The sequence below is a fragment of the Kitasatospora fiedleri genome (assembly GCF_948472415.1).
GTDB lineage: Bacteria > Actinomycetota > Actinomycetes > Streptomycetales > Streptomycetaceae > Kitasatospora > Kitasatospora fiedleri.
In genome coordinates this window covers 3,046,268-3,068,684 of the sequence record NZ_OX419519.1, presented here as the reverse complement: position 1 = coordinate 3,068,684, position 22,417 = coordinate 3,046,268, and the positions used below count along the sequence as shown (strand labels likewise).

The window sequence follows — 22,417 nt, the reverse complement described above, 5'->3', positions numbered from 1 at the left end:
CGCCTCTGGTGGCTCGTCAGATGTTCGGGTCGAAGGTGAAGATCACCAGGGTGCCGAGGACGACCGTGAACACGGTCGCGACGCCCAGGAGACCCTTCAGCCACAGACGAGTGGCGTCCTTCTCCGCGTAGTCGTTGATGACGGTGCGCATGCCGTTCGAGCCGTGCAGCATGGCCAGCCACAGCATCAGCAGGTCCCAGACCTGCCAGAACGGCGAGGCCCACTTGCCCGCCACGAAGGCGAAGCTGACCTTGGAGACGCCGCCGTCCAGCATCAGGTTGATCAGCAGGTGGCCGAGGACCAGCACCACCAGCACGACGCCCGACAGGCGCATGAACAGCCAGGCGAGCATCTCGAAGTTGGTGCGGGTGCGGCGCGGGGTCCGCTTGCTGCGCGCCCGGGCCGGCTCGACCACGAAGGCGTCGGCCGGGTTGCCGGTGCCCAGTCCCTTGCCGGTGTGGGCGTGCGCCGAGGGCACCACCAGGTCGTTGGTCTCAGTGGACACGCGGATCAGCCCCCGAACCAGGTGCGAAGGGTGTGCTCGAGGACGGGGTAGAAGGAGCCGGCCATCAGGACGACCCACACGCCCACGACGGTCCAGAGCATCTGCTTCTGGTACTTCGGGCCCTTGGCCCAGAAGTCCACCGCGACGACCCGCAGGCCGTTCAGGGCGTGGAACAGGATGGCGGCCACCAGGCCGTACTCCATCAGGTTCACCAGCCAGAACTTGTACGTGGCGATCACCGAGTCGTACGCCTCGGGCGACACCCGTACCAGAGCGGTGTCAAGGACATGGGCGAACAGGAAGAAGAAGATCAGGACGCCGGTGACTCGGTGAGCCACCCAGCTCCACATGCCTTCCCGGCCGCGGTACAGCGTTCCAGCCGGCACGGAAAACCCTCCGGAAGCGATTGGGGGCTCGGCCGGCTTCGGTGTCGGTCAGCCCGGCCGGATACGGTCCACCGGCCGCGAGCATCCTATCGACGCGCCGTCGGCAACCGCCGCCGGGGGCCCCTGGTGTGATCAATCAGGCACGCACGGCCTAATCGCGCCGGGAACCGTGACCCTGCGTCACGGACCGACTGCGCTACGGTACGCCTCCTCCCGCCGCCCAGCAGAGAGACCCGCCGTGCGACCCCTGCCCGCGCTCGCCGCCCTCGCCTCGCTCGCCGCGCTCGCCCCCGCCGCGGCCGGTTGCGCCGCCGCGCCGTCCGCCCCCGCCGCCGACGGCGCCGCCGCCGGGGCCGCCGCGGGGCCCTTCGCCCGGCCGCCGGCCGCGCCGTCCTCCGCGCGGCCCGAGTACGACGCCGCCGCGGTGCGCGCCCTCGCCGTCACCGACGCCGACCTCGGCCCCGGCTGGCACGTCACCCTCATGCAGCCCGGCCAGAACGACATCTCCAGCCCCCCGCAGACCGCCGACGTCCCGGCCTGCCAGCCCGTCCTCGACGCGCTGACCCCCTCCAAGGGCGGGGCCGGGCCGCTGGCCGAGGCCGACCTGGACATCGCCCGCGCGGGCGACGCCGCCGCCTCGCTCTACACCGCGGTGCTGGCCTTCCGGCCCGGCCGGGCCGCCGCCGTCCGCTCCGGGCTCGACCAGGTCCTCGACCACTGCCGGGCGTTCACCTCCACCGCCGGCCGCCACCTGCTCACCCGGCTCGACACGCTCACCCCCGAAGGAGCCGACGCCGCCAGCGCCTTCACCCTCACGAATGAAACCGGCGGGGCCGTCATCGCCCAGCGCGCCCTGGTCGCCCGGGCCGGGGACGTCCTCGCCGTCTTCACCACCCTGGACGCGACCGGCCGCCCGGCCCCGGAACCGGACCCGGCGGTGGTGCGGGCGCAGCTGGCGAAGATCACCGGGAGATGAGGACCGCCGGGAGACGGAGCAGGGCCCCCGGCGGGGCCCTGCGGGCGGATCGGTCGGTCCGGCGCCGTTCCCGGCGCCCGGTTCAGCTCTTCACCGCGACCAGGTGCTCCAGGCGGCTGAGCGCGATACGGCGCAACTCCTCGGCGGAGACCAGGCGTTCCTCGTCGGGGTCGTTGGCCAGGCGGGTGCGGATGGAGGTGAGGACGGCGTCCAGCATCTCCTCGGGGACGACGCCGTCCAGGCAGACCACGAAGACGTACCCGAAGCGGGCCTCGTAGGCGGCGTGGGCGGCGCGCAGCGCGGTGCGGGCGGCCTGGCTGCCGGGGGCGCGCATGCCGAGCAGGGGCTGGGGCATCCAGCTCTCGTCGGCGAGGGCCTCCGCCAGGTCGGCCGGGCGCAGGTCGTAGCTGGCCTCGCTGGCCGCGGCCAGCAGGGACTCGATGTCGGGGTAGGGGCGGTGGGCGGTGAGGCGGAGGGCCCAGCGGTGGCTGCCGCAGCAGGCGAGCAGTGCTTCCTCCACGGCGCCGGAGTCGGCTTCGTTGAACCGGTGGAGCCCCAGCAGGGACGGCTCCGTCCGCACGTCGAGACGCTGCGGCGGGATGTCGCTGGCCAGCGGATCCTCCTCGTAAGGGCGGGAAGGCGGAATGCTCCAGAGACGGGGTGGACCTGGGAGGACAGGGGTGTCGCGGGGTGCGGCGATGCCGCCGCTCGGGGCTGGCACAGCTCGGCGGGGCAGCGCCTCCACGGTAGTTGAGGGCTCATCAGTTGGGGAGGCGGCGGGCCGATTTCACTCTATCGAGCTATCAAGTTGTGACCCGCCGCCCTTTTCGTTCACGCGGGACGGATCAACTGACCCGGTGCACCTTGTGGTTGGCGGCCTGGGCGCGGGGCCGGACCACCAGCAGGTCGATGTTGACGTGGGCGGGCCGGGTGACCGCCCAGGAGACGGTGTCGGCGACGTCCTCCGAGGTCAGCGGCTCGGCGACGCCCGCGTAGACCGCGTCGGCCTTGTCCCGGTCGCCGCGGAAGCGGGTCAGCGCGAAGCCCTCGGACTTCACCATGCCGGGCGCGATCTCGATCACCCGGATCGGCTCGGCCACCAGTTCGAGGCGCAGGGTCTGGGCCAGCGAGTGGACGGCGTGCTTGGCGGCCACGTACCCGCCGCCGCCCTCGTACGCGGCCAGCGCCGCGGTCGAGGACATGATCAGCACGGTGCCCTCGCCGGTGGCGCGCAGCGCGGGCAGCAGGGCCTGGGTCAGGTGCAGCACGCCGAGCACGTTGACCTCGTACATGGTGCGCCAGTCCGCCGGGTCGCCCGCCTCGACGCTGTCCGCGCCCAGTGCGCCGCCCGCGTTGTTCACCAGGACGTCGACCCGGCCCACCTCGGCCGCGAAGGCGTCCACCGCCGCCCGGTCGGTGACGTCCAGGGTGCGGGCACGTCCGCCGATCTCCTTCGCCAGCGCCTCGATCCGCTCGGTGCGCCGGGCGGTCAGCACCACCTCGAAGCCGTCCGCGGCCAGTCGGCGGGCGGTCGCCGCCCCGATGCCGCTGCTGGCGCCGGTGACCACGGCCACCTTCTGCTCGCTCATGTCGTCCACTCCTCGTCCGTCCGGTCGGTGGACCGATCATCCCAAGGGACGGCCCGCGGGTGTTGTGAGCAAGCTCCCAGCCGTGGCATCTGTCTGCTGCCGACGGGGCACGGCTACATTGCGTATCCAGCTGACCCGTTAATCAGCGCTAACCCTCACCCACCCCCCGCGGAGGAACCCCCATGGCAGCCGAGCCACGCCGCACCGAGTCGGGACTGCCGATCGAGCCGGTGTACGGCCCCGAGACCCTGGCCGGATTCGACGCCGCGAGCCGGCTCGGCACCCCCGGCCGGTACCCGTTCACCCGCGGCGTGTACCCGACCATGTACACCGGCAAGCCGTGGACGATGCGCCAGTACGCCGGCTTCGGCACCGCCGCCGAGTCCAACGCCCGCTACAAGCAGCTGATCGCCAACGGCACCATGGGCCTGTCGGTGGCCTTCGACCTGCCGACCCAGATGGGCTACGACTCGGACGCGGCGATCTCCTCCGGCGAGGTCGGCAAGGTCGGCGTGGCGGTCGACAGCGTCGAGGACATGAACGTGCTGTTCGGCGGCATCCCGCTCGGCGAGGTCTCCACCTCGATGACCATCAACGCGCCCGGCTCGCTGCTGCTGCTGCTCTACCAACTGGTCGGCGAGGCCCAGGGCGTGCCCTCGGGCCGGCTGACCGGCACCATCCAGAACGACGTGCTCAAGGAGTACATCGCCCGCGGCACGTACATCTTCCCGCCCAAGCCCAGCCTGCGGCTGATCGCGGACGTGTTCCAGTACTGCCGGGCCGAGATCCCCAAGTGGAACACCATCTCCATCTCCGGCTACCACATGGCCGAGGCCGGGGCGAACCCCGCGCAGGAGATCGCCTTCACGCTCGCCAACGGCATCGAGTACGTCCGCACCGCGGTCGCCGCCGGGATGGACGTCGACGACTTCGCGCCCCGGCTCTCCTTCTTCTTCGTCTCCCGCACCACGCTGCTGGAGGAGGTCGCCAAGTTCCGCGCCGCGCGCCGGATCTGGGCCCGCGTCATGAAGGAGGAGTTCGGCGCGAAGAACCCCAAGTCGCAGATGCTGCGCTTCCACACCCAGACCGCCGGCGTGCAGCTCACCGCGCAGCAGCCCGAGGTCAACCTGGTGCGCGTCTCGGTGCAGGCGCTGGCCGCCGTCCTGGGCGGCACCCAGTCGCTGCACACCAACTCCTTCGACGAGGCGATCGCCCTGCCGACCGAGAAGTCCGCCCGGCTCGCGCTGCGCACCCAGCAGGTGCTCGCCTTCGAGACCGACGTCACCGCCACCGTCGACCCGTTCGCCGGCTCCTACGTGGTCGAGGCGATGACGGACGAGCTGGAGGCCGCCGCCCTGGAGCTGATGGCCAAGGTGGAGGACATGGGCGGCGCCGTCGCGGCGATCGAGCAGGGCTACCAGAAGGGCGAGATCGAGCGCACCGCGTACCGCATCCAGCAGGAGCAGGACTCCGGCGAGCGGACCGTGGTCGGCGTCAACCGCTTCCAGCTCGCCGAGGAGGAGCCCTACGAGCCGCTGCGGGTCGACCCGGCGATCGAGGCGCAGCAGGCCGAGCGGCTCGGGCGCCTGCGCGCCGACCGGGACTCCTCGGCGGTGGACCGGGCGCTGTCGCAGCTGCGCAAGGCGGCGGAGGGCACCGACAACGTGCTGTACCCGATGAAGGAGGCGCTGGCGGCCCGGGCCACCGTGGGCGAGGTCTGCGACGCGCTGCGCGGGGTGTGGGGGACGTACGTGCCGGTCGACCGTTTCTGAGCGGCGCCCCCGACGGGGCGCGCGGTCGCGGCGGGAAAGCGGGAGGGGCTGTCGGGGAGGTCCCCGACAGCCCCTCCGGCGTGTCGCCGGTTACTTCTTCTTGATGGTGAAGGACTTGAAGAAGTCCTTGCCCGGGGAGCCCAGGCCGGTGGCGGTGTCGTAGCCCTTCGAGGCCGACAGGCCGTAGTCCGCGCCGATCTTGTAGAGGCGGACCCTGAGCGAGCCGCTCACCACGCCGAGGTCGACGACGTTGCCGCGCTTGGTGTGGACGGCGCTGTCGTTGACGTCGTTGAACGCCTTGCTGCCGGCCCGGTCGTAGAGCGCCGGGTTGGCGAAGCCGAGGGCGCGGCCGCCGCGGGCCTGGATCGCGTTGGCGAACATCGCGGCGGTCTCCGGGGCGGAGACCGAGGTGCCGCCGTAGCCGCCCTCGCTGTAGGCGCCGGCGTCGGTGTAGCCGACCAGGGTGGCGGCCACCAGGTCACCGCTCATCGCGATGTCGGGGGTGGCGCGCAGCGGCGTCTTGGACTTGGTGCCGTCGGCCGCGGTCTTGGCGATCTGGTCCGGGACCACGCCCTGCTGGTACCACGGCTGGGCGAAGTCCTTGGAGACACCGCCGCCGCCGCCGAAGTAGAAGGTGCCGGGGAGGGCCGGGACCCAGGACTTCTGGTCGGCGGAGAGCACCGAGCGCAGGTCGCCCATCGAGACCTCGGCGGCGTACTTGCCGGCCTTGTTGTCGAGCTGGAGCGCGGTGCCGCCGACCGAGGTGACCCACGGGGAGGAGGACGGCCACTGGGCCTGGGCCTGGTTGGTGTCGGCCTGGCAGTTGACGCCGGTGGCGGCGGCGCCCGGGGAGTCGTCGCCGCAGTCGCCGGAGGAGAAGGTGAAGCCGATGCCGGTCACCGCGCCGAGCTGGAATATCTGGTTGTCGGCGGCGACCACGGCCGGGTCGATGTCGCCGGTGGTGCCGTGCATGATCTCGCCCCAGGAGTTGGAGACCACGTCGGCCAGGTGCCCGTCGACGACCTTGGCCATCGCGTCGTACAGGTCCTCGTCGTAGCAGGAGTTGCCGCCGACGTAGACGACCTGGGCGTCGGGCGCCAGGCCGTGCACCATCTCGACGTCGAGCGCCTCCTCGCCGGCCCAGCCCTCGGCGCCGCCACACTCGTCCTCGTGGGTCCACTGGTCCGGGGTGACGTACTCGGTGTACTGGCCCGACTTGAACGGCTGGTCGCCGTGCAGCGAGGAGAAGTGGTTCGCGTCCTGCTCCATGGTGGACAGGCCGTAGGCGTCGATGATCGCGACCCGGGCGCCCTTGCCGGTGACCTTGGCGTCGCTGACGCCGTACGCCTTGCGCAGCTGGGACGGGACGTACGAGCAGGGGGCGAAGGGCTCGTTCTTCTCGTAGCCGTCCGGGGCGCCCTTGGCGGTCTTGGAGCCGTAGCCGTCCTCGGAGCAGGTCGGCACGTCCGGCAGGGTGGCCGGGGCCTTCTTGTCGGGGGCGGCGAGCCGGGAGGCGGCGTTCGCGCGCTGCTCGGCCTCGCGCACCGAGGTGGCGTTCGAGCTGTTCTTGTGGATCGCGTCGGCCAGGCCGGAGACGGCCAGCACCGAGCCGGCCACCGCGGCGGGGACCTTGGCGTCCGAGGCGGGCGCGCGGTGGGTGCCGTCCGCGGTGCGGTAGTTGTGGAAACCGGTGCCGAAGGCCTTGGCCATCGCGGCGGTGGAGCCGGCCACCTGCACGTAGTGGTTCGTGCCGGCGGAGACGGTCAGGCCCGCGCCGGTCACCCAGTCGGTGACGGCCTTGACCTGCTGCGGGGTGGCGCCGAACTTCGCCTGGACCTGGTCGGAGGACAGGTACTGGCCGTAGGCCGCGGAGTTCGGGTCGGAGACCGCCTTGGCGAGCGCGGCCAGGCCGTTGGCGTCACGGCCGGCCAGGTAGATCCGGGCGGTGGCCGGGGCGGCCGCGTCGGCGGCGCCGGCGTCGGCCTGCGGGGTGGCCCACTCGGGGTGGGTGCCGGGCAGGGCCTGGGCGCTGTCGCCGGCCGGGGTGGCGGCGGAGGCCGGAACGGCCGCGCCGAGGGTGGTGAGGATCAGTGCGGCGGCGACGGTGGCCGGAGCGATGCTCTGGGCGAGCTTGTTGCGCGCGATGGGCACGTCGGGTCCCCCCTTCTCGGTTCGATGGAGCGTCAACTGCCCCTCGTGAGGGCGTGACGGGGCGCGCCGCGAGCGGAAGACCCCCCACCGCGGCACCGGAGTTGACTGTGCGAAAGCTGTCTATGCGGACTGATGTACGCCACTCAAGAGCACGTCCGAAAGCTTTACCCCGGCATGACCCGATCGGGGGGAAACGTTTGGCCCCCGCGCTCCGGGGCCCGCACGGAGCAGCCGCCGTGTCCGATGGCCGGTGCGATTCGTTGCACAGGGCCGGGGGGACCGGAACGAAGGGCGGGCTGAAACGAAGTGTCCTACCCATCCCGGCGGCCGCCATGCACCCATCCGGTGATCAGTTCTCCGGAACCCGGGCCAAAACCGCACGACCGGCCTACCCTTGACAAGGTGAACGCTCCCCAGCCGGCAGCCGCCGCCACCGTCACCGCCGCCCGTCCGCCCGCCGACCTGCGCGCCCGGGTGGCGTCGTACCGGGCCGAGTTGATCGAGCTGCGCCGTGACCTCCACCGGCACCCCGAGCTCGGTCGCCAGGAGTTCCGCACCACCCGGCTGCTGCGCGAGCGGCTGGTCGCCGCCGGGCTGGAGCCGCGGGTGCTGCCCGGCGGCACCGGGCTGCTGGTGGACCTCGTCCCGCCGGGCACCGCGCCGGGCACCCCGCTGCTCGCGTTCCGGGCCGACATCGACGCGCTGCCGATCGACGACGCCAAGCAGGACGTGCCCTACCGCTCCACGCTCCCCGGCCGGGCGCACGCCTGCGGGCACGACGTGCACACCGCGGTGGTGCTCGGCACCGGCCTGGTACTGGCCCAGGCGCTGGCCGCGGGGGAGCTGTCCCGCCCGGTGCGGCTGATCTTCCAGCCCGCCGAGGAGATGATGCCCGGCGGCGCGCTGGACGTGATCGCGGCCGGCGGGATGGAGGGGGTCGGCCGGATCTTCGCCGTCCACTGCGACCCCAAGGTGCCGGTCGGCCGGATCGGGCTGAAGGCCGGGGCGATCACCTCGGCCTGCGACAAGGTGCGGATCTCGCTGGACGGCCCGGGCGGGCACACCGCCCGCCCGCACCTGACCACCGACCTGGTCACCGCGGTGGCCAAGCTGGCCGCCGAGCTGCCCGCCGGGCTCTCCCGCCGGATGGACCCGCGCTGGGGCGTCTCGCTGGTGTGGGGGCGGATCGCGGCCGGCTCCGCGCCGAACGTGATCCCGCAGCACGCCGAGCTGGAGGGCACCGTCCGCTGCCTGGAGCTGGCCGGCTGGCGGGAGGCGCCGGAGGTGCTGGAGGAGCTGGTCGCGCACCTGGCCGAGACCCACCGCGCCAAGTGGAGCCTCGACTACCACCGGGGCGTGCCGCCGGTGGTCAACGAGGCCGCCTCGATCGACCAGCTGGAGGCGGCGATGAACGCCCGGTTCGCCGAGGGGCGCGGCCCGGTGGTCGAGCCCACCGAGCAGAGCCTGGGCGGCGAGGACTTCTCCTGGTACCTGGAGCACGCCCCGGGCGCGCTGGCCCGGCTCGGCGTCCGCGGCCCGCACGAGAAGGGCGCCCGGGACCTCCACCAGGGCGACTTCGACGCGGACGAGCGGGCGATCGGGATCGGCGTCGAGTTGTTCGCCGCGCTGGCGCTGGAGCACGCCCGGACCTGACCGGGCACGAGCGCGGGGAGCCCGGGGCCGCCGCCCCGGGCTCCCCGCGGTTTCGGCGCGGCGCCTTCCCGCCCCCCGGGCGGGGGCGTAGCGGCGAGGCGCCTTCTCGGCCTCCGGGCGGGGGGCGTAGCGTGGTGGACCGATACCAGCCGGTAAGGAACGCAGGGTTGGCCATGTGTGCGGCTATGTCCGGATTTGCCTGGGCGTACGACCACATTTTGATAACAACCCGGACGCCCCCGCAGGCCGTAACACAACCGTGTTCTACGCGCGTTACGGTGGCGCACGACCACGCCAACCGGGTGTGTGAGAAGGAGAAACTCCCTTGCGCCGTTCACTCAAGCTCGCCGCGGCAGTGCTCTCGGGTTCCCTGGGCATCGCCTCGCTCGCCGCCTGCGGCGCAAAGAGCACCGACAACAACTCCACCTCCTCCTCGGCCGGTGCGGGCAGCTCCAGCTTCAAGGTCGGCATGGCCTACGACATCGGCGGCCGCGGCGACCAGTCCTTCAACGACTCCGCCGCGCGCGGCCTGGACCAGGCCAAGACCGACCTGGGCGCCACCATCACCGAGGCCGAGGCCAAGTCGGGCGAGTCGGAGGGCGACAAGGAGCAGCGCCTGAAGTCCCTGGTCACCGGCGGCTTCAACCCGATCATCGCGGTGGGCTTCGTCTACCAGGACGCGGTGAACAAGGTCGCCGCCGAGAACCCGAACGTGAAGTTCGCGATCATCGACTCCTCCTCGGCCGACCAGCCGAAGAACGTCACCTCGCTGACCTTCTCCGAGGAGCAGGGCTCCTTCCTGGCGGGCGTGGCCGCCGCCAACAAGTCGAAGGCCAAGCACGTCGGCTTCATCGGCGGCGTGCAGTCCGAGCTGATCAAGAAGTTCGAGGCCGGCTACACCGCGGGCGCCAAGTCCGTCGACCCGAACATCCAGGTCGACGTGACCTACCTGACCACCCCGCCGGACTTCACCGGCTTCGCCGACCCGGGCAAGGGCAAGCAGGCCGCCCAGGGCCAGCTCGACAAGGGCGCGGACGTCATCTACTCGGCCGCCGGCTCCTCCGGCACCGGCGCGATCGAGGCCGTCTCCGCCGCCGGCAAGTGGGCCATCGGCGTCGACTCCGACCAGGCCAAGCAGCCCGCCCTGGACAAGTACAAGGACCACATCCTCACCTCGATGGTGAAGAACGTGGACAAGGCCGTCTTCACCTACATCAAGTCGGCGAAGGACAACAGCACCCAGGGCGGCGTGCAGAACTTCGACCTGAAGGCGGGCGGCGTGTCGCTGGCCACCACCGGTGGCTACATCGACGACATCAAGGCCAAGATCGACGCCGCCACCCAGCAGATCACCAGCGGCCAGACCACCGTCCCGACCGCCCCGTAAGGCCGGTCCGGCCCACCGCCGGTCCGACCCGATCGCACGGCAGGGGCCCGGGCGGGCGCGCCCAGGCGCGCCCGCCCGGGCCCCTGCCGGTTCCACCCACGGCACACCGCCGCACCGCCCCCCGGCCCCGCGGCACGGCTCCCCCCGGGTTTCCCCACTGAGCCCTCAGCGCGACGAAGCGCCCGACGACCAGCAGGAGATCGCCATCACCCCCTCCGACTCCGTCCCGACGGACGGCACCCCCCGCGCGGGGACGGCGACACCTGCCGTCGAACTGCGCGGCATCACCAAGCGCTTCCCCGGTGTGGTGGCCAACCACGACATCGACATCACCGTGCGGCGGGGCACCGTCCACGCGCTGATGGGCGAGAACGGCGCGGGCAAGTCCACCCTGATGAAGATCCTCTACGGGATGCAGAAGCCGGACGAGGGCACCATCGCCATCGACGGCGAGCAGGTGGAGTTCGTCACCCCCGCGGACGCCATCGCGCGCGGCATCGGGATGGTCCACCAGCACTTCATGCTGGCCGACAACTTCACCGTCTGGGAGAACATCGTCCTGGGCGGCGAGAGCCTGTACGGCATCGGCGCCAAGGCCAAGGCCCGCATCCGCGAGCTGTCCGACCAGTACGGCCTGGGCGTCCGGCCGGACGCCCTGGTCGAGGACCTGGGCGTGGCCGACCGGCAGCGGGTGGAGATCCTCAAGGTGCTCTACCGCGGCGCCCGAATCCTGATCCTGGACGAGCCGACCGCGGTGCTCGTGCCGCAGGAGGTCGACGCGCTCTTCGACAACCTGCGCGAGCTCAAGGCCGAGGGCGTCACCGTCATCTTCATCTCGCACAAGCTGCACGAGGTGCTCTCGGTGGCCGACGCGATCAGCGTGATCCGCCGCGGCACCACCGTCGGCGACGCCGACCCGCGCCGGGTCACCGCCCGCCAGCTCGCCGAGCTGATGGTCGGCGCCGAACTGCCCTCCCCGGAGAGCCGCGAGTCGACCGTCACCGACACCGAGATGCTCCGGGTCGAGGGCCTGCGGATCGCCAAGCCGGACGCCGAGGGCGTCGAGCGCGTCGTCCTGGACGACGTGTCGCTGCGCATCCGCAAGGGCGAGATCCTCGGCATCGCCGGCGTCGAGGGCAACGGCCAGGCCGAACTGGTCGAGGCCGTCATGGGCATGCTGCCGCTGGACGCCGGCACCGTCACGCTGGACGGCGCCGACCTGACCGGCACCCTGACCCGGGCCCGCCGCGAGGCCGGCATCGGCTACATCCCCGAGGACCGGCACCGGCACGGCCTGCTGCTGGAAGCCCCGCTGTGGGAGAACCGCATCCTCGGCCACGTCACCGAGCGGCCCAACTCCAAGGGCGTGCTGCTCGACCCGGCCGGCGCCCGGGCCGACACCCAGCGGATCGTCGAGGAGTACGACGTCCGCACCCCCGGCATCGAGGTCACCGCGGCCTCGCTGTCCGGCGGCAACCAGCAGAAGCTGATCATCGGCCGGGAGATGAGCCACGCCCCGAAGCTGCTGATCGCCGCCCACCCGACCCGCGGCGTGGACGTCGGCGCGCAGGCCCAGATCTGGGAGCAGATCCGCACCGCCCAGCGCGACGGCCTGGCGGTGCTGCTGATCTCCGCCGACCTGGACGAGCTGATCGGCCTGTCCGACACCATCCGGGTGATCTACCGCGGCCGCCTGGTCGCCGACGCCGACCCGGCCACCGTCACCGCCGAGGACCTGGGCAGCGCGATGACCGGCGCCGCCAGCGGCCACATCGAGTCCGCCCCGGACGCCGTCGCCGGGGCGCAGGCCGCCGCCGAGGGCACCGGGACCGCCGCGCCGTCCACCGGCACCGCGCCCGACGCCGCCGCGCCCACCGACACCCCGTCCACCGACACCGCCGACGACGAGCAGGCGGGGGAGTAGCCACATGACCAGTCCCAACCCCCCGGCCGCACCCGCGGCCAAGCGGTCGCTGCGCGAGCGCGTCGACCTGGAGCGGATCGGGCTCGCCCTGGCCGCCCCCGTGCTGGCGGTGCTGCTGTCGCTGATCATCGCCGGCGCCCTGCTGGCGGTCTCCGGCCGCGACCCGTTCGACGCCTTCTCCATCATGTGGAACTACGGCACCGCGTCCGACGGGCAGGTCGCCGTCCTGAACAAGGCCACCGTGTACTATCTGGCCGCGGCCGCCGCCGCGTTCGGGTTCCGGATGAACCTGTTCAACATCGGCATCGAGGGCCAGTACAAGCTGGCCATGATGTTCGCCGCGTTCGTCGGCAGCCAGGTCGACCTGCCGGCCTTCCTGCAGATCCCGCTGCTGCTGGTCGTCGCGATGTGCGTCGGCGGCCTGTGGGCGTCGATCGCCGGCCTGCTGAAGGTCTACCGGGGCGTCAGCGAGGTCATCTCGACCATCATGCTGAACGCCATCGCCACCGCCGTGATCGGCGTGCTGCTGGTGCCCGGCATCTTCGCGCCGAAGACCAGCGGCACCACCAACTCGATCCAGACCGGCAAGATCTCCGAGTCCAGCCACTTCTTCTCGATCGAGACCCAGGGCGGCACCCTGTGGGGCTTCATCGTGATCGCGGTGCTGGTCGGCGTGGTCTTCCAGTTCACCCTGAACCGCACCCGGTTCGGCTTCGACCTGCGGGCCACCGGCCGCTCGGAGACCGCCGCGAGCGCCTCCGGCGTCAACGTCAAGCGCATGGTGATCACCTCGATCGTGGTCTCCGGCGCGCTGGCCGGTCTGGTCGGCTTGCCCGAACTCATGCAGAACACCCCGTACTTCGGGCAGAACGTGCAGACCGGCCTCGGCTTCATCGGCATCTCGGTGGCGCTGCTCGGCCGCAACACCCCGATCGGCATCGCGTTCTCCGCGCTGCTGTTCGCCTTCCTGGACGCCTCCGGCGCCCAGCTGCCCACCCGGGGCGACTACCCGTCCGAGATCATCCCGGTGATCCAGGGCACCATCGTCATCTGTGTCGTCGTGGCCTACGAGCTGGTGCGCCGCTACGGCCTCAAGCGCCAGCAGCAGAAGGTCGGCGCCGAGCTCGCCGCGCAGGCTGCCGCGGCCGCCCAGAAGGAGGTCGCGGCATGAGCACCGCAGTCGCCGGCAAGCCCAAGTCGCCGGTCGCGTCCGCGAAGCGGACCAAGCTCACCTGGCCGGTGGTGCTGCTGCTGATCGCGCTCGCCCTGGTGCTGTTCGCCGCGGTCGGCGCGGCCACCGGCAACCACGGCCTGACCTCCTCCGGCCAGATCGCCGCCGCGCTCTCCTCGGCCGTGCCGATCGCGATGGCCGGCCTCGGCGGCCTCTGGTCGGAGCGCGCGGGCGTGGTCAACATCGGCCTGGAGGGCATGATGGTGGCCGGCACCTTCTGCGGCGCCTGGGGCGGCTTCCTGGTCAACCCGTGGGTCGGCCTGCTGGCCGGCATGGCGGGCGGCGCGCTCGGCGGCCTGCTGCACGCGCTGGTCACCGTCACCTTCGGCGTCGACCACATCGTCTCCGGCGTCGGCATCAACCTGCTGATCCCCGGCATCTGCGCCTACGTCAACCGGATCTACTACAAGGACTACGTGGCCGACGGCGCCGGCGCCAACCAGTCGCCGCCCTCCGACTCGCTGCCCACCTTCACCTTCCCCGGCCTGTCCGGCTGGCTGGACGGCGTCGAGAAGCACCACTGGTTCCTGGTCTCCGACGTGGCCGGCATCGTCCGCGGCCTGGTCACCGAGCTGTCGGTGGTCACCCTGATCGCCGCCGTGTTCCTGGTCGCCAGCTACTTCCTGCTCTGGCGCACCGTGTTCGGCCTGCGGCTGCGCTCCTGCGGCGAGAACCCGTCCGCCGCCGAGTCGCTGGGCGTCAACGTCTACAAGTACAAGTACCTCGCGGTGACCGCCTCCGGCGCCTTCGCGGGCCTCGGCGGCGCGTACCTCTCGCTGGTCGCCGCGCACTTCTACCGGGACGGGCAGACCCAGGGCCGCGGCTTCATCGGCCTGGCCGCGATGATCTTCGGCAACTGGATGCCGGGCGGCCTGGCCGCCGGCGCGGGCCTGTTCGGCTTCACCGACAGCCTCCAGCTGCGCGACGCCGACTCGGTGCACGTGCTGCTGCTGGTGGTCGCCGTCGCGATGGCGCTGCTCGCGCTCTGGCAGTTCTACCGCCGCAAGCTCACCGCCGGTGCGATCAGCATCGTCGTCGCGGGCGGCGTCGCCGCCTGGTACGCCTGCACCGACGAGGTGCAGCGCCCGCTGATCGTGGCCACCCCGTACGTGATCACCCTGGTGGTGCTCGCGCTGGCCTCGCAGCGGCTGCGGATGCCGAAGGCGGACGGCCTGGTCTACCGCAAGGGCCAGGCCAAGTGACGGCGGCACCGGAGGTCGACTGGGCGGCGCTGCGCGAGGCCGCCCGGGCGGCGATGCGGCACGCGTACGCGCCCTACAGCAAGTACCCGGTCGGGGCCGCGGCCCTGGTCGAGGACGGCCGCACGGTGGTCGGCTGCAACGTGGAGAACGCCTCGTACGGCCTCGGCCTGTGCGCCGAGTGCGGGCTGGTCTCCGCGCTGCACGCCTCCGGCGGCGGCCGGCTGGTGGCCTTCACCTGCGTGGACGGCGGCGGCGAGCTGCTGATGCCGTGCGGGCGCTGCCGCCAGCTGCTGTACGAGCACGGCGGGCCCGACCTGCTGGTCGAACTGCCCTCCGGCATCCGCCCGATGAGCGAGGTGCTGCCGGACGCGTTCGGACCGGAGCGGCTGTAGCCGCCCACCTTGTTACGCGCGTAGAGTGTCGCGGGAGGACATCCCGCGGCACTCTACGCATTTCACCTCTTCTGGATCTTCTGGAGCACCTGCATGGACGCCATCTCCGTCATCCGGGCCAAGCGCGACCGGGGCGAGCTGACCGACCCCCAGATCGACTGGGTCATCGACGCCTACACCCGCGGCGAGGTCGCCGACGAGCAGATGTCCGCCCTGGCCATGGCCATCCTGCTGAACGGCATGACGGCCCGCGAGATCAGCCGCTGGACCGACGCGATGATCCGCTCCGGCGAGCGGATGGACTTCTCCTCGCTCGGCGTCCCCACCGCCGACAAGCACTCCACCGGCGGCGTCGGCGACAAGATCACCCTCCCGCTCGCCCCGCTGGTCGCCGCCTGCGGCGCCGCCGTCCCGCAGCTCTCCGGCCGCGGCCTCGGCCACACCGGCGGCACCCTCGACAAGCTGGAGTCCATCCCCGGCTGGCGGGCCCTGCTCTCCAACGAGGAGATGCTCGACGTGCTGCGCGGCTGCGGCGCCGTGATCTGCGCCGCCGGCGACGGGCTGGCCCCCGCCGACAAGAAGCTCTACGCCCTGCGCGACGTCACCGGCACCGTCGAGGCGATCCCGCTGATCGCCTCCTCGATCATGTCCAAGAAGATCGCCGAAGGCACCGGCGCCCTCGTCCTGGACGTCAAGGTCGGCTCCGGCGCGTTCATGAAGAACCTCGACGACGCCCGCGAGCTCGCCCGCACCATGGTCGGCCTCGGCCGCTCGGCCGGCGTCGCCACCGTCGCCCTGCTCACCGACATGTCCACCCCGCTCGGCCTCACCGCGGGCAACGCGCTCGAAGTCCGTGAGTCCGTCGAGGTGCTGGCCGGCGGCGGCCCCGCCGACGTCGTCGAACTCACCCTCGCCCTGGCCCGCGAGATGCTCACCGCCGCCGGCGTCCACGGCAAGGACCCGGCCGACGCCCTGCGCGACGGCTCCGCCATGGACCACTGGCGCCGCATGATCACCGCCCAGGGCGGCGACCCCGACGCCGCCCTCCCGGTGGCCCGCGAGACCCACGTCGTCCCCGCCCCCGCCACCGGCGTCCTCACCGCCCTCGACGCCTACGCCGTCGGCGTCGCCGCCTGGCGCCTCGGCGCGGGCCGCGCCCGCAAGGAGGACCCGGTCCAGGCCGGGGCCGGCGTCGAACTCCACGCCAAGCCCGGCGACCCCGTCACCGCCGGCCAGCCCCTGCTCACCCTGCACACCGACACCCCCGAGCGCTTCCCGTACGCCCTGGAGGCCCTGGCCGACGCCGTCACCGTCGCCCCGGCCGGCACCGCGTTCACCCCGGCCCCGATCGTCCTGGACCGGATCGGCTGACGTCCCGGACCGGATCGGCCGACCGTCGCGGCCGGGGCCGGGGGCCGGGGCCTGGGGCCGGGGGCCCGGCCGCTCAGCCGCCGGTGAACGCGAGGCCGATCCCGCCGGCCGGGACCTCCGCGCCGATCCGGTACTGGACGACCTCGAACGGCGCGAACGTCCCGGCCGCCACCGCCCCGGCCGGTTCGACCGTGACCTCCAGCCGCCGCCGCTCCCCGCCGTCCAGGGCGAGGGCGCAGGACAACTCGCCCTCGTCGCGCGCCAGTTCCTGCCCGTCCGGGCCGGTGAGCACGATCAGCCCGGCCTCCGCCCCCACCGGCTCCGGGTCCCCGTCCAGCCGGAAGCCCGGCCACCGCACCGGCGGGACGGGCCCCACGCCGATCAGGTACTCGGCCTCCTCCGCCAGCGGGTTGGACGCCAGGAACGAGAGGGTCCCGGCGCCGCCGGACGGCAGCACGACCAGGTTGTGCTGCGCCCAGTGCCGGTCGTTGACCGGGTCGGCCACGTTCGTGCCCGGCGGGTCCAGCGGGTGCCGGACCTGGGCCAGCAGGCAGACGTGGTCGCCGGCGTCCGCGGGAATGCGGCCGGTCAGCGGGTCGGAGACCACCTGCCCGCCGTGCGGCGGCACCACCACGGTGGTGAGGCCGAGGAACTTGTCGGCGTCCGGGACGAGCGGGCCGCTGACCGGGGGCGACCACCACAGCCCCAGGTAGGCGATCGACTCGCTGTTGCCGCCCTGCCAGTTCCCGACCGTCACCTGCACGGTCAGGTCCTCCCCGGGCTGGAAGGCGGTGAGCGGCTGGATGCCGGAGCACAGGTACCAGCAGACCTCCGGCGGCACCGGCCGCACGCCGTTGTCGACCGGGAAGGACCCGGCCGGCAGGACCGGCGGCGGGTAGCTGTGGACGAACAGGTACGGCCGGTCGTCGGTGGTCCCCTCCGGGTCGCGGCCGTCGTTTCGCGCGGGCATGGCCGGCCTCCTCACGTCTCGTCGTAGTCGAGGACCCGGACGTCCACCGGGTCGTCGTCGATCGACCCGCCGGCCGCCCAGCAGTCGTAGCGGCGGAACCGGTCGGCGTCCAGGTCCGGGTTGGCCTCGCCGGACGCGCCCTCGGCGATCCCGGTCCACAGCGCGGTCACCGCGGCGGTGGACTCCCGCAGCAGCCAGCCGGGGTCGGTGCCGACCGGCAGCCCGCCGCCGCCGTCGGACGGCTCCTCCAGCGGGGTCAGCGGGTAGCGGTAGAACACCGCCACCGGATCGGCCTCCGGACGGCGCGGGGTGATGTTGTCACCGCTCGACGGCACCGCGAGGAACTGCCGGTACAGCGGGTAGCGCAGCCGCCCGTCCGGCGCCGCCACCCCGCACCCGGCCAGGTAGCCGCCCGCCTTCCGCAGGCCCTCCCACAGCCGGGCCTGGAAGTCGAACAGCAGCCCCACCAACTGGGTGAGCTGGGGCAGGTCGGCCCCCCGGGCGAACTCCTCCGAGGTGAGCGGCTGGTACTGCGAGGCGAGGGCGGCCTGCTCCTCCGGGCTGAGGCTGCTCTCGAACGCGTGCCGGAAGTTGTCCGACACGTGCTTGTCCCAGAAGGTGCACGAGGTGCCGTTCCCCCACTGCTCCCAGCACACGCCGCCCAGCGTCCCGACGAAGGCGATGAACCCCAGCACGCCCAGCCAGAAGCTGCCGCACTGGTTGTCGCTGTCCCGGGTGCTGTCCGTCGCGGACGGCGGGCGCTGGTACGGGGGCACCGCCGGCCCCGAGTACGTGGCCGGCCCGAGCCCGGAGTCGGCGACGGCGGGCGGGGTGGCCGTCTCGGTCGTGACCGTCTGGGCCGGCGGGTCCGCCGGGTCGGCCCACAGCCGCCGGACGAACACCGGGGCGGGGAGCTTCGGCCGGGGCGGCTGCCGGAACGTGCCGAGCAGCTCCAACTGCCGCACCAGGCGCCGGTACCCGAGCCGGAGGTCCGGCAGTGGCGCCGTCGCGCCCAGGTCGTAGGTCTGTTCGAGCACCTCGGTCAGGAACGCCGCCGCCTCGTCCGGGAGCCCGGCCCCGGGGGCCGCGTCGTACCGGAGGGTGGCCGCGAGCCGCCGGAAGTCCCCGGCCTCCGGCCGCAGTTGGGCCAGGTAGCAGCCGACGGTGTTGCGGGCGATCCGGTCCCGGAACCGGTGGCTGCGCCGGGGCCCGCCGACGACCTTGCCCAGGTAGGCCGAGCCGGCGGCGTTCGCCGCGTGGCCGGACAGGGCGCCGAAGGCCGTCGCCCGGGTGGCGGGGGTGTCCGCCGTGGCGAAGGCGGCGCGGACGAAGGCGTCGGTGCGCCGGGCCAGGAGGACGTCGCCCCAGCCCCAGGCGTCCAGCGGGAGGTCGCCCTGCCGCGGGTGCTCCGGGACGTGCCGCATCTCGGCGAGCCGCCGGCCCAGGTCCTGGATCTCCAGGTGCTTGCCGTGCACCCGCTCGCCCAGCTTCCGCAGGCGCACCGTGGCCCCGCAGTACTTCGCCGCCGCGTCCGGGTGCGCCGGGTCGGCGAGGGCGGCCTCGATGTCGGCGCGCACCGCGCCGATCTCCGTGTAGAGGTCCACCCCCTCGGTCCACATCGCGGCGGCCTCGGCGAGCAGGTCGAGTTCCAGGCCGTCCGACTGGGCGTGCTGGAGCAGGTGGTCCAGCAGACTGCCCAGGGCGGCGTCCGCGGGGTGGTCGGCCACCTCGGCGAGCAGTTCGTCCAGGGCGGGGCGCAGCGCGGGGTCGACCTGCGCGGCGGCCAGGCCCTCCCGGTGCTCGGCCAGCGCGGCGGCATGGGTTCTGGCATCGATCATGGGGGTCACCCACATCCCACTGTCGGGCGGGCGTCCTGCGGCCGACCGGCGGCGCGGCACGCGGACCCGCGGCCGACCGGACGCGCGCGAAACTTCAGGCCGCCTCCAGCGTCACGCCGCCCACCGCCCCCGGCAACCCCCGCGTCCACCGGCCCGGCCCGGCTACCCGGCGTACATGCGCAGGACGCCGGTGTCGAGCGTCCAGGGGCCGACGGTGATCACGTCGCCGAAGGCGAAGTCGGTGCGGCGGGTGTAGCCCGGTTCGTCGTACACGATGCCGGTGCCCTTGCGCGGGTCGACCAGCAGGTAGAGCGGGATGCCCATGGCGGCGTAGTCGGCGACCTTGGCCCGGTAGTCGTTCTGCGGGTCGGCCGCCGAGACGATCTCGACCACCAACAGGACCTGGTGGGGGAGGAGCGCGGCTTCCTCGCTGTCGAGGGCCTCCTCCGGGAAGACCATGACGTCCGGGTTGCGGAGCCGACCGCGGACGGGGTCCACCACGTCGGCGCCGCCGTGGGCGACGTGGCCGGGGTGGGTGCGCGGAAGCTGCTCGTTGAGCTGGCGGACGATGCGGACCACCGCGAGCTCGTGCCGCTTCACCGGAGACGTCGTCATCACGATGGTGCCGTCCGCGATCTCGATCTTTCCTATCCCCGGCACCTCCGGCAGCCGGGCGGCGATCTCCCGGAGCTTGGCGAACACGGCGGGGTCGGTGCTCATGCCCGAAGTGTAGTGACGGCTCCCGCCCGGCGGGCGGTGACGGCGCGACGGGTGGCGTAGAGGGTGACGCCGGCCGCGCAGGCCATGGCGGTGAGGGCGACGGTGGCGGTGCCCGGCCAGCCGGTGGAGTGGTAGGCGTCGGCGCCGAGGGTGCCGCCGAGGCTGTTGCCCAGGTAGTAGGCGATCAGGTAGAGCGCGGAGGCCTGGGCGCGGCCGGTGGTGGCGGTGCGGCCGACGGCGGAGGAGGCGGTGGCGTGGCCGGCGAAGAAGCCGGCGGTGATCAGGACCAGGCCGAGGACCGCGCAGGGCAGCGAGTCCGCGAGGGAGAGCAGCAGGCCCGCCGTGGTGGTGGAGATCGCCAGGTAGAGGGTGCCGCGGCGGCCGCAGCGGGCGGTCAGGCGGCCGGCCGAGGCGGAGGACGCGGTGCCGACCAGGTAGACCACGAAGATCGAGGCGGCCACCGACTGCGGGAGGTGGAAGGGCGCGGCGGTGAGCCGGTACCCGACCGTGTTGTAGACCGCGCCGAAGACCGCCATGAACAGCATGCCGAGCGCGTACAGCCGCAGCAGCAGCGGGTCGCGCAGGTGCCCGGCGACGGTCGCGGCCAGCGCCCGGGCGTCCACCGGCGCCCGGCGGAAGTGCCGGGCCCGCGGGATCAGCGCGCGGAAGGCCAGCACCGCGAGCAGCGCCAGGACGGCCGAGACGGCCAGCCCCCAGCGCCAGCCCCAGGCGGCCGCGGCCCAGCCGGAGACCAGCCGGCCGCCCATCCCGCCGATCGAGTTGCCCGCCACGTACAGCCCCATCGCGGAGGCCAGCGCCGCCGGGTGCACCTCCTCCGCGAGGTAGGCCATCGCGGTGGCGGGCAGCCCGGCCAGCGCCGCGCCCTGGACGGCGCGCAGCACCACCAGCGTGGTGAGGTCCGGGGCGAACGGCAGGGCCACGGCGAGCAGCGCGGCGGCCAGGGTGGAGGCCGTCATCACGGCGGTGCGCCCGTACCGGTCGGACAGCGCGCTGGCCGGGAGCAGGGCGAGGGCGAGTCCGAGGGTGGAGGCGGAGGCCGTCCAGCTGGCCTGACCGGGGGTCAGGCCGAGGTCGGCGGAGAGGATCGGCAGCAGGCCCTGGGTGGAGTACAGCAGGACGAAGGTGGCCACGCCCGCCGCGAACAGGGCGAGGTTGGCGCGGCGGAAGTCCCGGCTGCCGGGGCGCAGGCGCAGATCGGCGGGGGTGCTGGTGGGGGCGCTGGCGGGGCGGGCGCGGACGCCTCGGTACTGGCGGGCTGCATGGCGTCGACGCTAGGTCCGGGCCGGTTGATGCGTCCAATGCATCAATGCGCGATGATCGATGCCATGGCGCATCAGAGCAGCTCCGGGCCGGTCCGTCCCGCCGAACTCGGCCCCGACGCCGATGTGACGCTGCTCGCACCGCAGTTGGCGGAGTTCGCGGCGATCGCCCGGCTGGAGCACGTCACCCGGGCCGCCCAGCTGCTCGGCATGCCGCAGCCCACCCTGTCGCGGGCCGTCGCCCGGCTGGAGGCCGACCTCGGCGTCGACCTGCTCGCCCGGCAGGGCCGCGCCGTCCGGCTCACCCGCTCCGGCCGCATCCTGCTGGACGCCGTCGAGCGGGCCCTCGTCGAGGTCGAGCGCGGCGTGGAGGCGGCCCGCGCGGAGGCCGACCCGGCGGCCGGACGGGTCGCCTTCGGCTTCCTGCACACCATGGGGACGGACGCCGTCCCCGCCCTGCTGCGCGGCTTCCGGGCCGGGCACCCGCGGGTGCGCTTCCAGCTGGTGCAGGACTACGTCGCCGCGATGCTGGAGCGCCTGCGGGCGGGCGAGCTGGACCTCTGCCTGGTCTCCCCGCTCCCGGACGACCCCGACCTGGTGGCCCGCCCGCTGGACGAGCAGCGGCTGTTCCTGACCGTCCCGGCCGACCACCGCCTCGCCGCCCGCCGCCGGATTCGGCTGGCCGAGGTCGCGGACGAGCCCTGGGTGACGGTCGAGGAGGGGTACGGGCTGCGCCACATCATGGAGGGCTTCTGCGCCGAGGCCGGGTTCGCCCCGCGGATCGCCTTCGAGGGCGAGGAGGTGGAGACCCTGCGCGGCCTGGTCGCCGCGGGCCTCGGCGTCGCCCTGCTGCCGCCCGCGCTGGTCCCCCGCCCCGGCGTCGTCGAACTGGAGGTCACCGCCCCCCGCACCCGCCGCGCCATCGGCCTGGCCTGGCTCGCGGCCCGCCCGCTCACCCCGCCGGCGGCGGCCTTCCGCGACTTCGTGCTCTCGCGCCGTGGGAGCATCCTGGCGCACGACTAGTGCCGCGGCGGACGGACGCCCCGGAGGCGTTGCGGTAGGCAATCTAC

At 73.3% G+C, this 22,417-nt stretch carries 19 protein-coding genes; 10 read left to right on the top strand and 9 right to left on the bottom strand.

Features of this window, described 5'->3' with window-relative positions:
* Positions 1-16: 16 nt before the first annotated feature.
* Both sdhD and sdhC read right to left on the bottom strand, forming a co-directional pair.
* The gene (sdhD, locus tag QMQ26_RS14075; RefSeq protein WP_282206516.1) at positions 17-445 is read right to left on the bottom strand and encodes a succinate dehydrogenase, hydrophobic membrane anchor protein; all 429 of its coding nucleotides are present in this window, start codon (positions 443-445) and stop codon (positions 17-19) included.
* 65 nt (positions 446-510) lie between these two features.
* The gene (gene sdhC, locus QMQ26_RS14070) at positions 511-891 is read right to left on the bottom strand and encodes a succinate dehydrogenase, cytochrome b556 subunit (protein WP_100837923.1); all 381 of its coding nucleotides are present in this window, start codon (positions 889-891) and stop codon (positions 511-513) included.
* 238 nt (positions 892-1,129) lie between these two features.
* Between sdhC and QMQ26_RS14065 the strand changes: the two genes are divergently transcribed.
* Positions 1,130-1,867, top strand: a complete 738-nt coding sequence (locus QMQ26_RS14065) for a hypothetical protein (protein ID WP_282205917.1) — start codon at positions 1,130-1,132, stop codon at positions 1,865-1,867.
* An 82-nt stretch (positions 1,868-1,949) separates the two neighbouring features.
* Here the strand turns inward: QMQ26_RS14065 and QMQ26_RS14060 are convergent, their stop codons facing one another.
* A complete protein-coding gene (locus tag QMQ26_RS14060) occupies positions 1,950-2,447 on the bottom strand; it encodes a 2-oxo-4-hydroxy-4-carboxy-5-ureidoimidazoline decarboxylase (RefSeq protein ID WP_100837925.1) in 498 nt (165 codons plus the stop codon).
* Positions 2,448-2,712: 265 nt separating this feature from the next.
* A complete protein-coding gene (locus QMQ26_RS14055; RefSeq protein WP_100837926.1) occupies positions 2,713-3,456 on the bottom strand; it encodes an SDR family oxidoreductase in 744 nt (247 codons plus the stop codon).
* 182 nt (positions 3,457-3,638) lie between these two features.
* Here QMQ26_RS14055 and QMQ26_RS14050 point away from each other — a divergent pair, with 182 nt between their 5' ends.
* On the top strand, positions 3,639-5,228 hold the full coding sequence (locus QMQ26_RS14050) for an acyl-CoA mutase large subunit family protein (RefSeq protein ID WP_100837927.1): 1,590 nt from the start codon (positions 3,639-3,641) through the stop codon (positions 5,226-5,228).
* 90 nt (positions 5,229-5,318) lie between these two features.
* Here the strand turns inward: QMQ26_RS14050 and QMQ26_RS14045 are convergent, their stop codons facing one another.
* On the bottom strand, positions 5,319-7,379 hold the full coding sequence (locus tag QMQ26_RS14045; protein WP_282205916.1) for a S53 family peptidase: 2,061 nt from the start codon (positions 7,377-7,379) through the stop codon (positions 5,319-5,321).
* Positions 7,380-7,781: 402 nt separating this feature from the next.
* Between QMQ26_RS14045 and QMQ26_RS14040 the strand changes: the two genes are divergently transcribed.
* From QMQ26_RS14040 to QMQ26_RS14010, 7 genes are all read left to right on the top strand, one after another.
* Positions 7,782-9,032, top strand: coding sequence for an amidohydrolase (locus QMQ26_RS14040; RefSeq protein ID WP_404814123.1), 1,251 nt, complete (start codon positions 7,782-7,784; stop codon positions 9,030-9,032).
* A gap of 325 nt (positions 9,033-9,357) precedes the next feature.
* Positions 9,358-10,419 (top strand): BMP family lipoprotein, encoded by a 1,062-nt coding sequence (locus QMQ26_RS14035; RefSeq protein WP_282205915.1) that lies wholly within the window; start codon positions 9,358-9,360, stop codon positions 10,417-10,419.
* A 304-nt stretch (positions 10,420-10,723) separates the two neighbouring features.
* Positions 10,724-12,343 (top strand): ABC transporter ATP-binding protein, encoded by a 1,620-nt coding sequence (locus QMQ26_RS14030; protein ID WP_282205914.1) that lies wholly within the window; start codon positions 10,724-10,726, stop codon positions 12,341-12,343.
* Positions 12,344-12,347: 4 nt separating this feature from the next.
* The gene (locus tag QMQ26_RS14025) at positions 12,348-13,514 is read left to right on the top strand and encodes an ABC transporter permease (RefSeq protein WP_100837930.1); all 1,167 of its coding nucleotides are present in this window, start codon (positions 12,348-12,350) and stop codon (positions 13,512-13,514) included.
* Entirely contained in the window at positions 13,511-14,776 is a 1,266-nt protein-coding gene (locus QMQ26_RS14020) for an ABC transporter permease (protein WP_100837931.1), read from the top strand. The genes QMQ26_RS14025 and QMQ26_RS14020 overlap by 4 nt, the downstream gene beginning before the upstream one ends.
* A 53-nt stretch (positions 14,777-14,829) precedes the next feature.
* Positions 14,830-15,168 carry a cytidine deaminase gene (locus QMQ26_RS14015; protein WP_404814175.1) on the top strand — a complete coding sequence of 113 codons (339 nt, stop codon included), beginning with the start codon at positions 14,830-14,832 and terminating at the stop codon, positions 15,166-15,168.
* Between the two features lie 93 nt (positions 15,169-15,261).
* A complete protein-coding gene (locus QMQ26_RS14010; RefSeq protein ID WP_282205913.1) occupies positions 15,262-16,539 on the top strand; it encodes a thymidine phosphorylase in 1,278 nt (425 codons plus the stop codon).
* 73 nt (positions 16,540-16,612) lie between these two features.
* Here the strand turns inward: QMQ26_RS14010 and QMQ26_RS14005 are convergent, their stop codons facing one another.
* The 4 genes from QMQ26_RS14005 to QMQ26_RS13990 form a co-directional block, all read right to left on the bottom strand.
* The gene (locus QMQ26_RS14005; protein ID WP_282205912.1) at positions 16,613-17,509 is read right to left on the bottom strand and encodes a hypothetical protein; all 897 of its coding nucleotides are present in this window, start codon (positions 17,507-17,509) and stop codon (positions 16,613-16,615) included.
* Between the two features lie 11 nt (positions 17,510-17,520).
* A complete protein-coding gene (locus QMQ26_RS14000; protein ID WP_282205911.1) occupies positions 17,521-19,347 on the bottom strand; it encodes a hypothetical protein in 1,827 nt (608 codons plus the stop codon).
* 162 nt (positions 19,348-19,509) lie between these two features.
* The gene (locus tag QMQ26_RS13995; protein ID WP_282205910.1) at positions 19,510-20,067 is read right to left on the bottom strand and encodes a Uma2 family endonuclease; all 558 of its coding nucleotides are present in this window, start codon (positions 20,065-20,067) and stop codon (positions 19,510-19,512) included.
* Positions 20,064-21,218 (bottom strand): MFS transporter, encoded by a 1,155-nt coding sequence (locus QMQ26_RS13990; RefSeq protein WP_318552240.1) that lies wholly within the window; start codon positions 21,216-21,218, stop codon positions 20,064-20,066. Before QMQ26_RS13990 ends, QMQ26_RS13995 begins: the two co-directional genes overlap by 4 nt.
* Positions 21,219-21,413: 195 nt before the next feature.
* Here QMQ26_RS13990 and QMQ26_RS13985 point away from each other — a divergent pair, with 195 nt between their 5' ends.
* Entirely contained in the window at positions 21,414-22,370 is a 957-nt protein-coding gene (locus QMQ26_RS13985; RefSeq protein WP_282205909.1) for a LysR family transcriptional regulator, read from the top strand.
* Positions 22,371-22,417 lie beyond the last annotated feature (47 nt).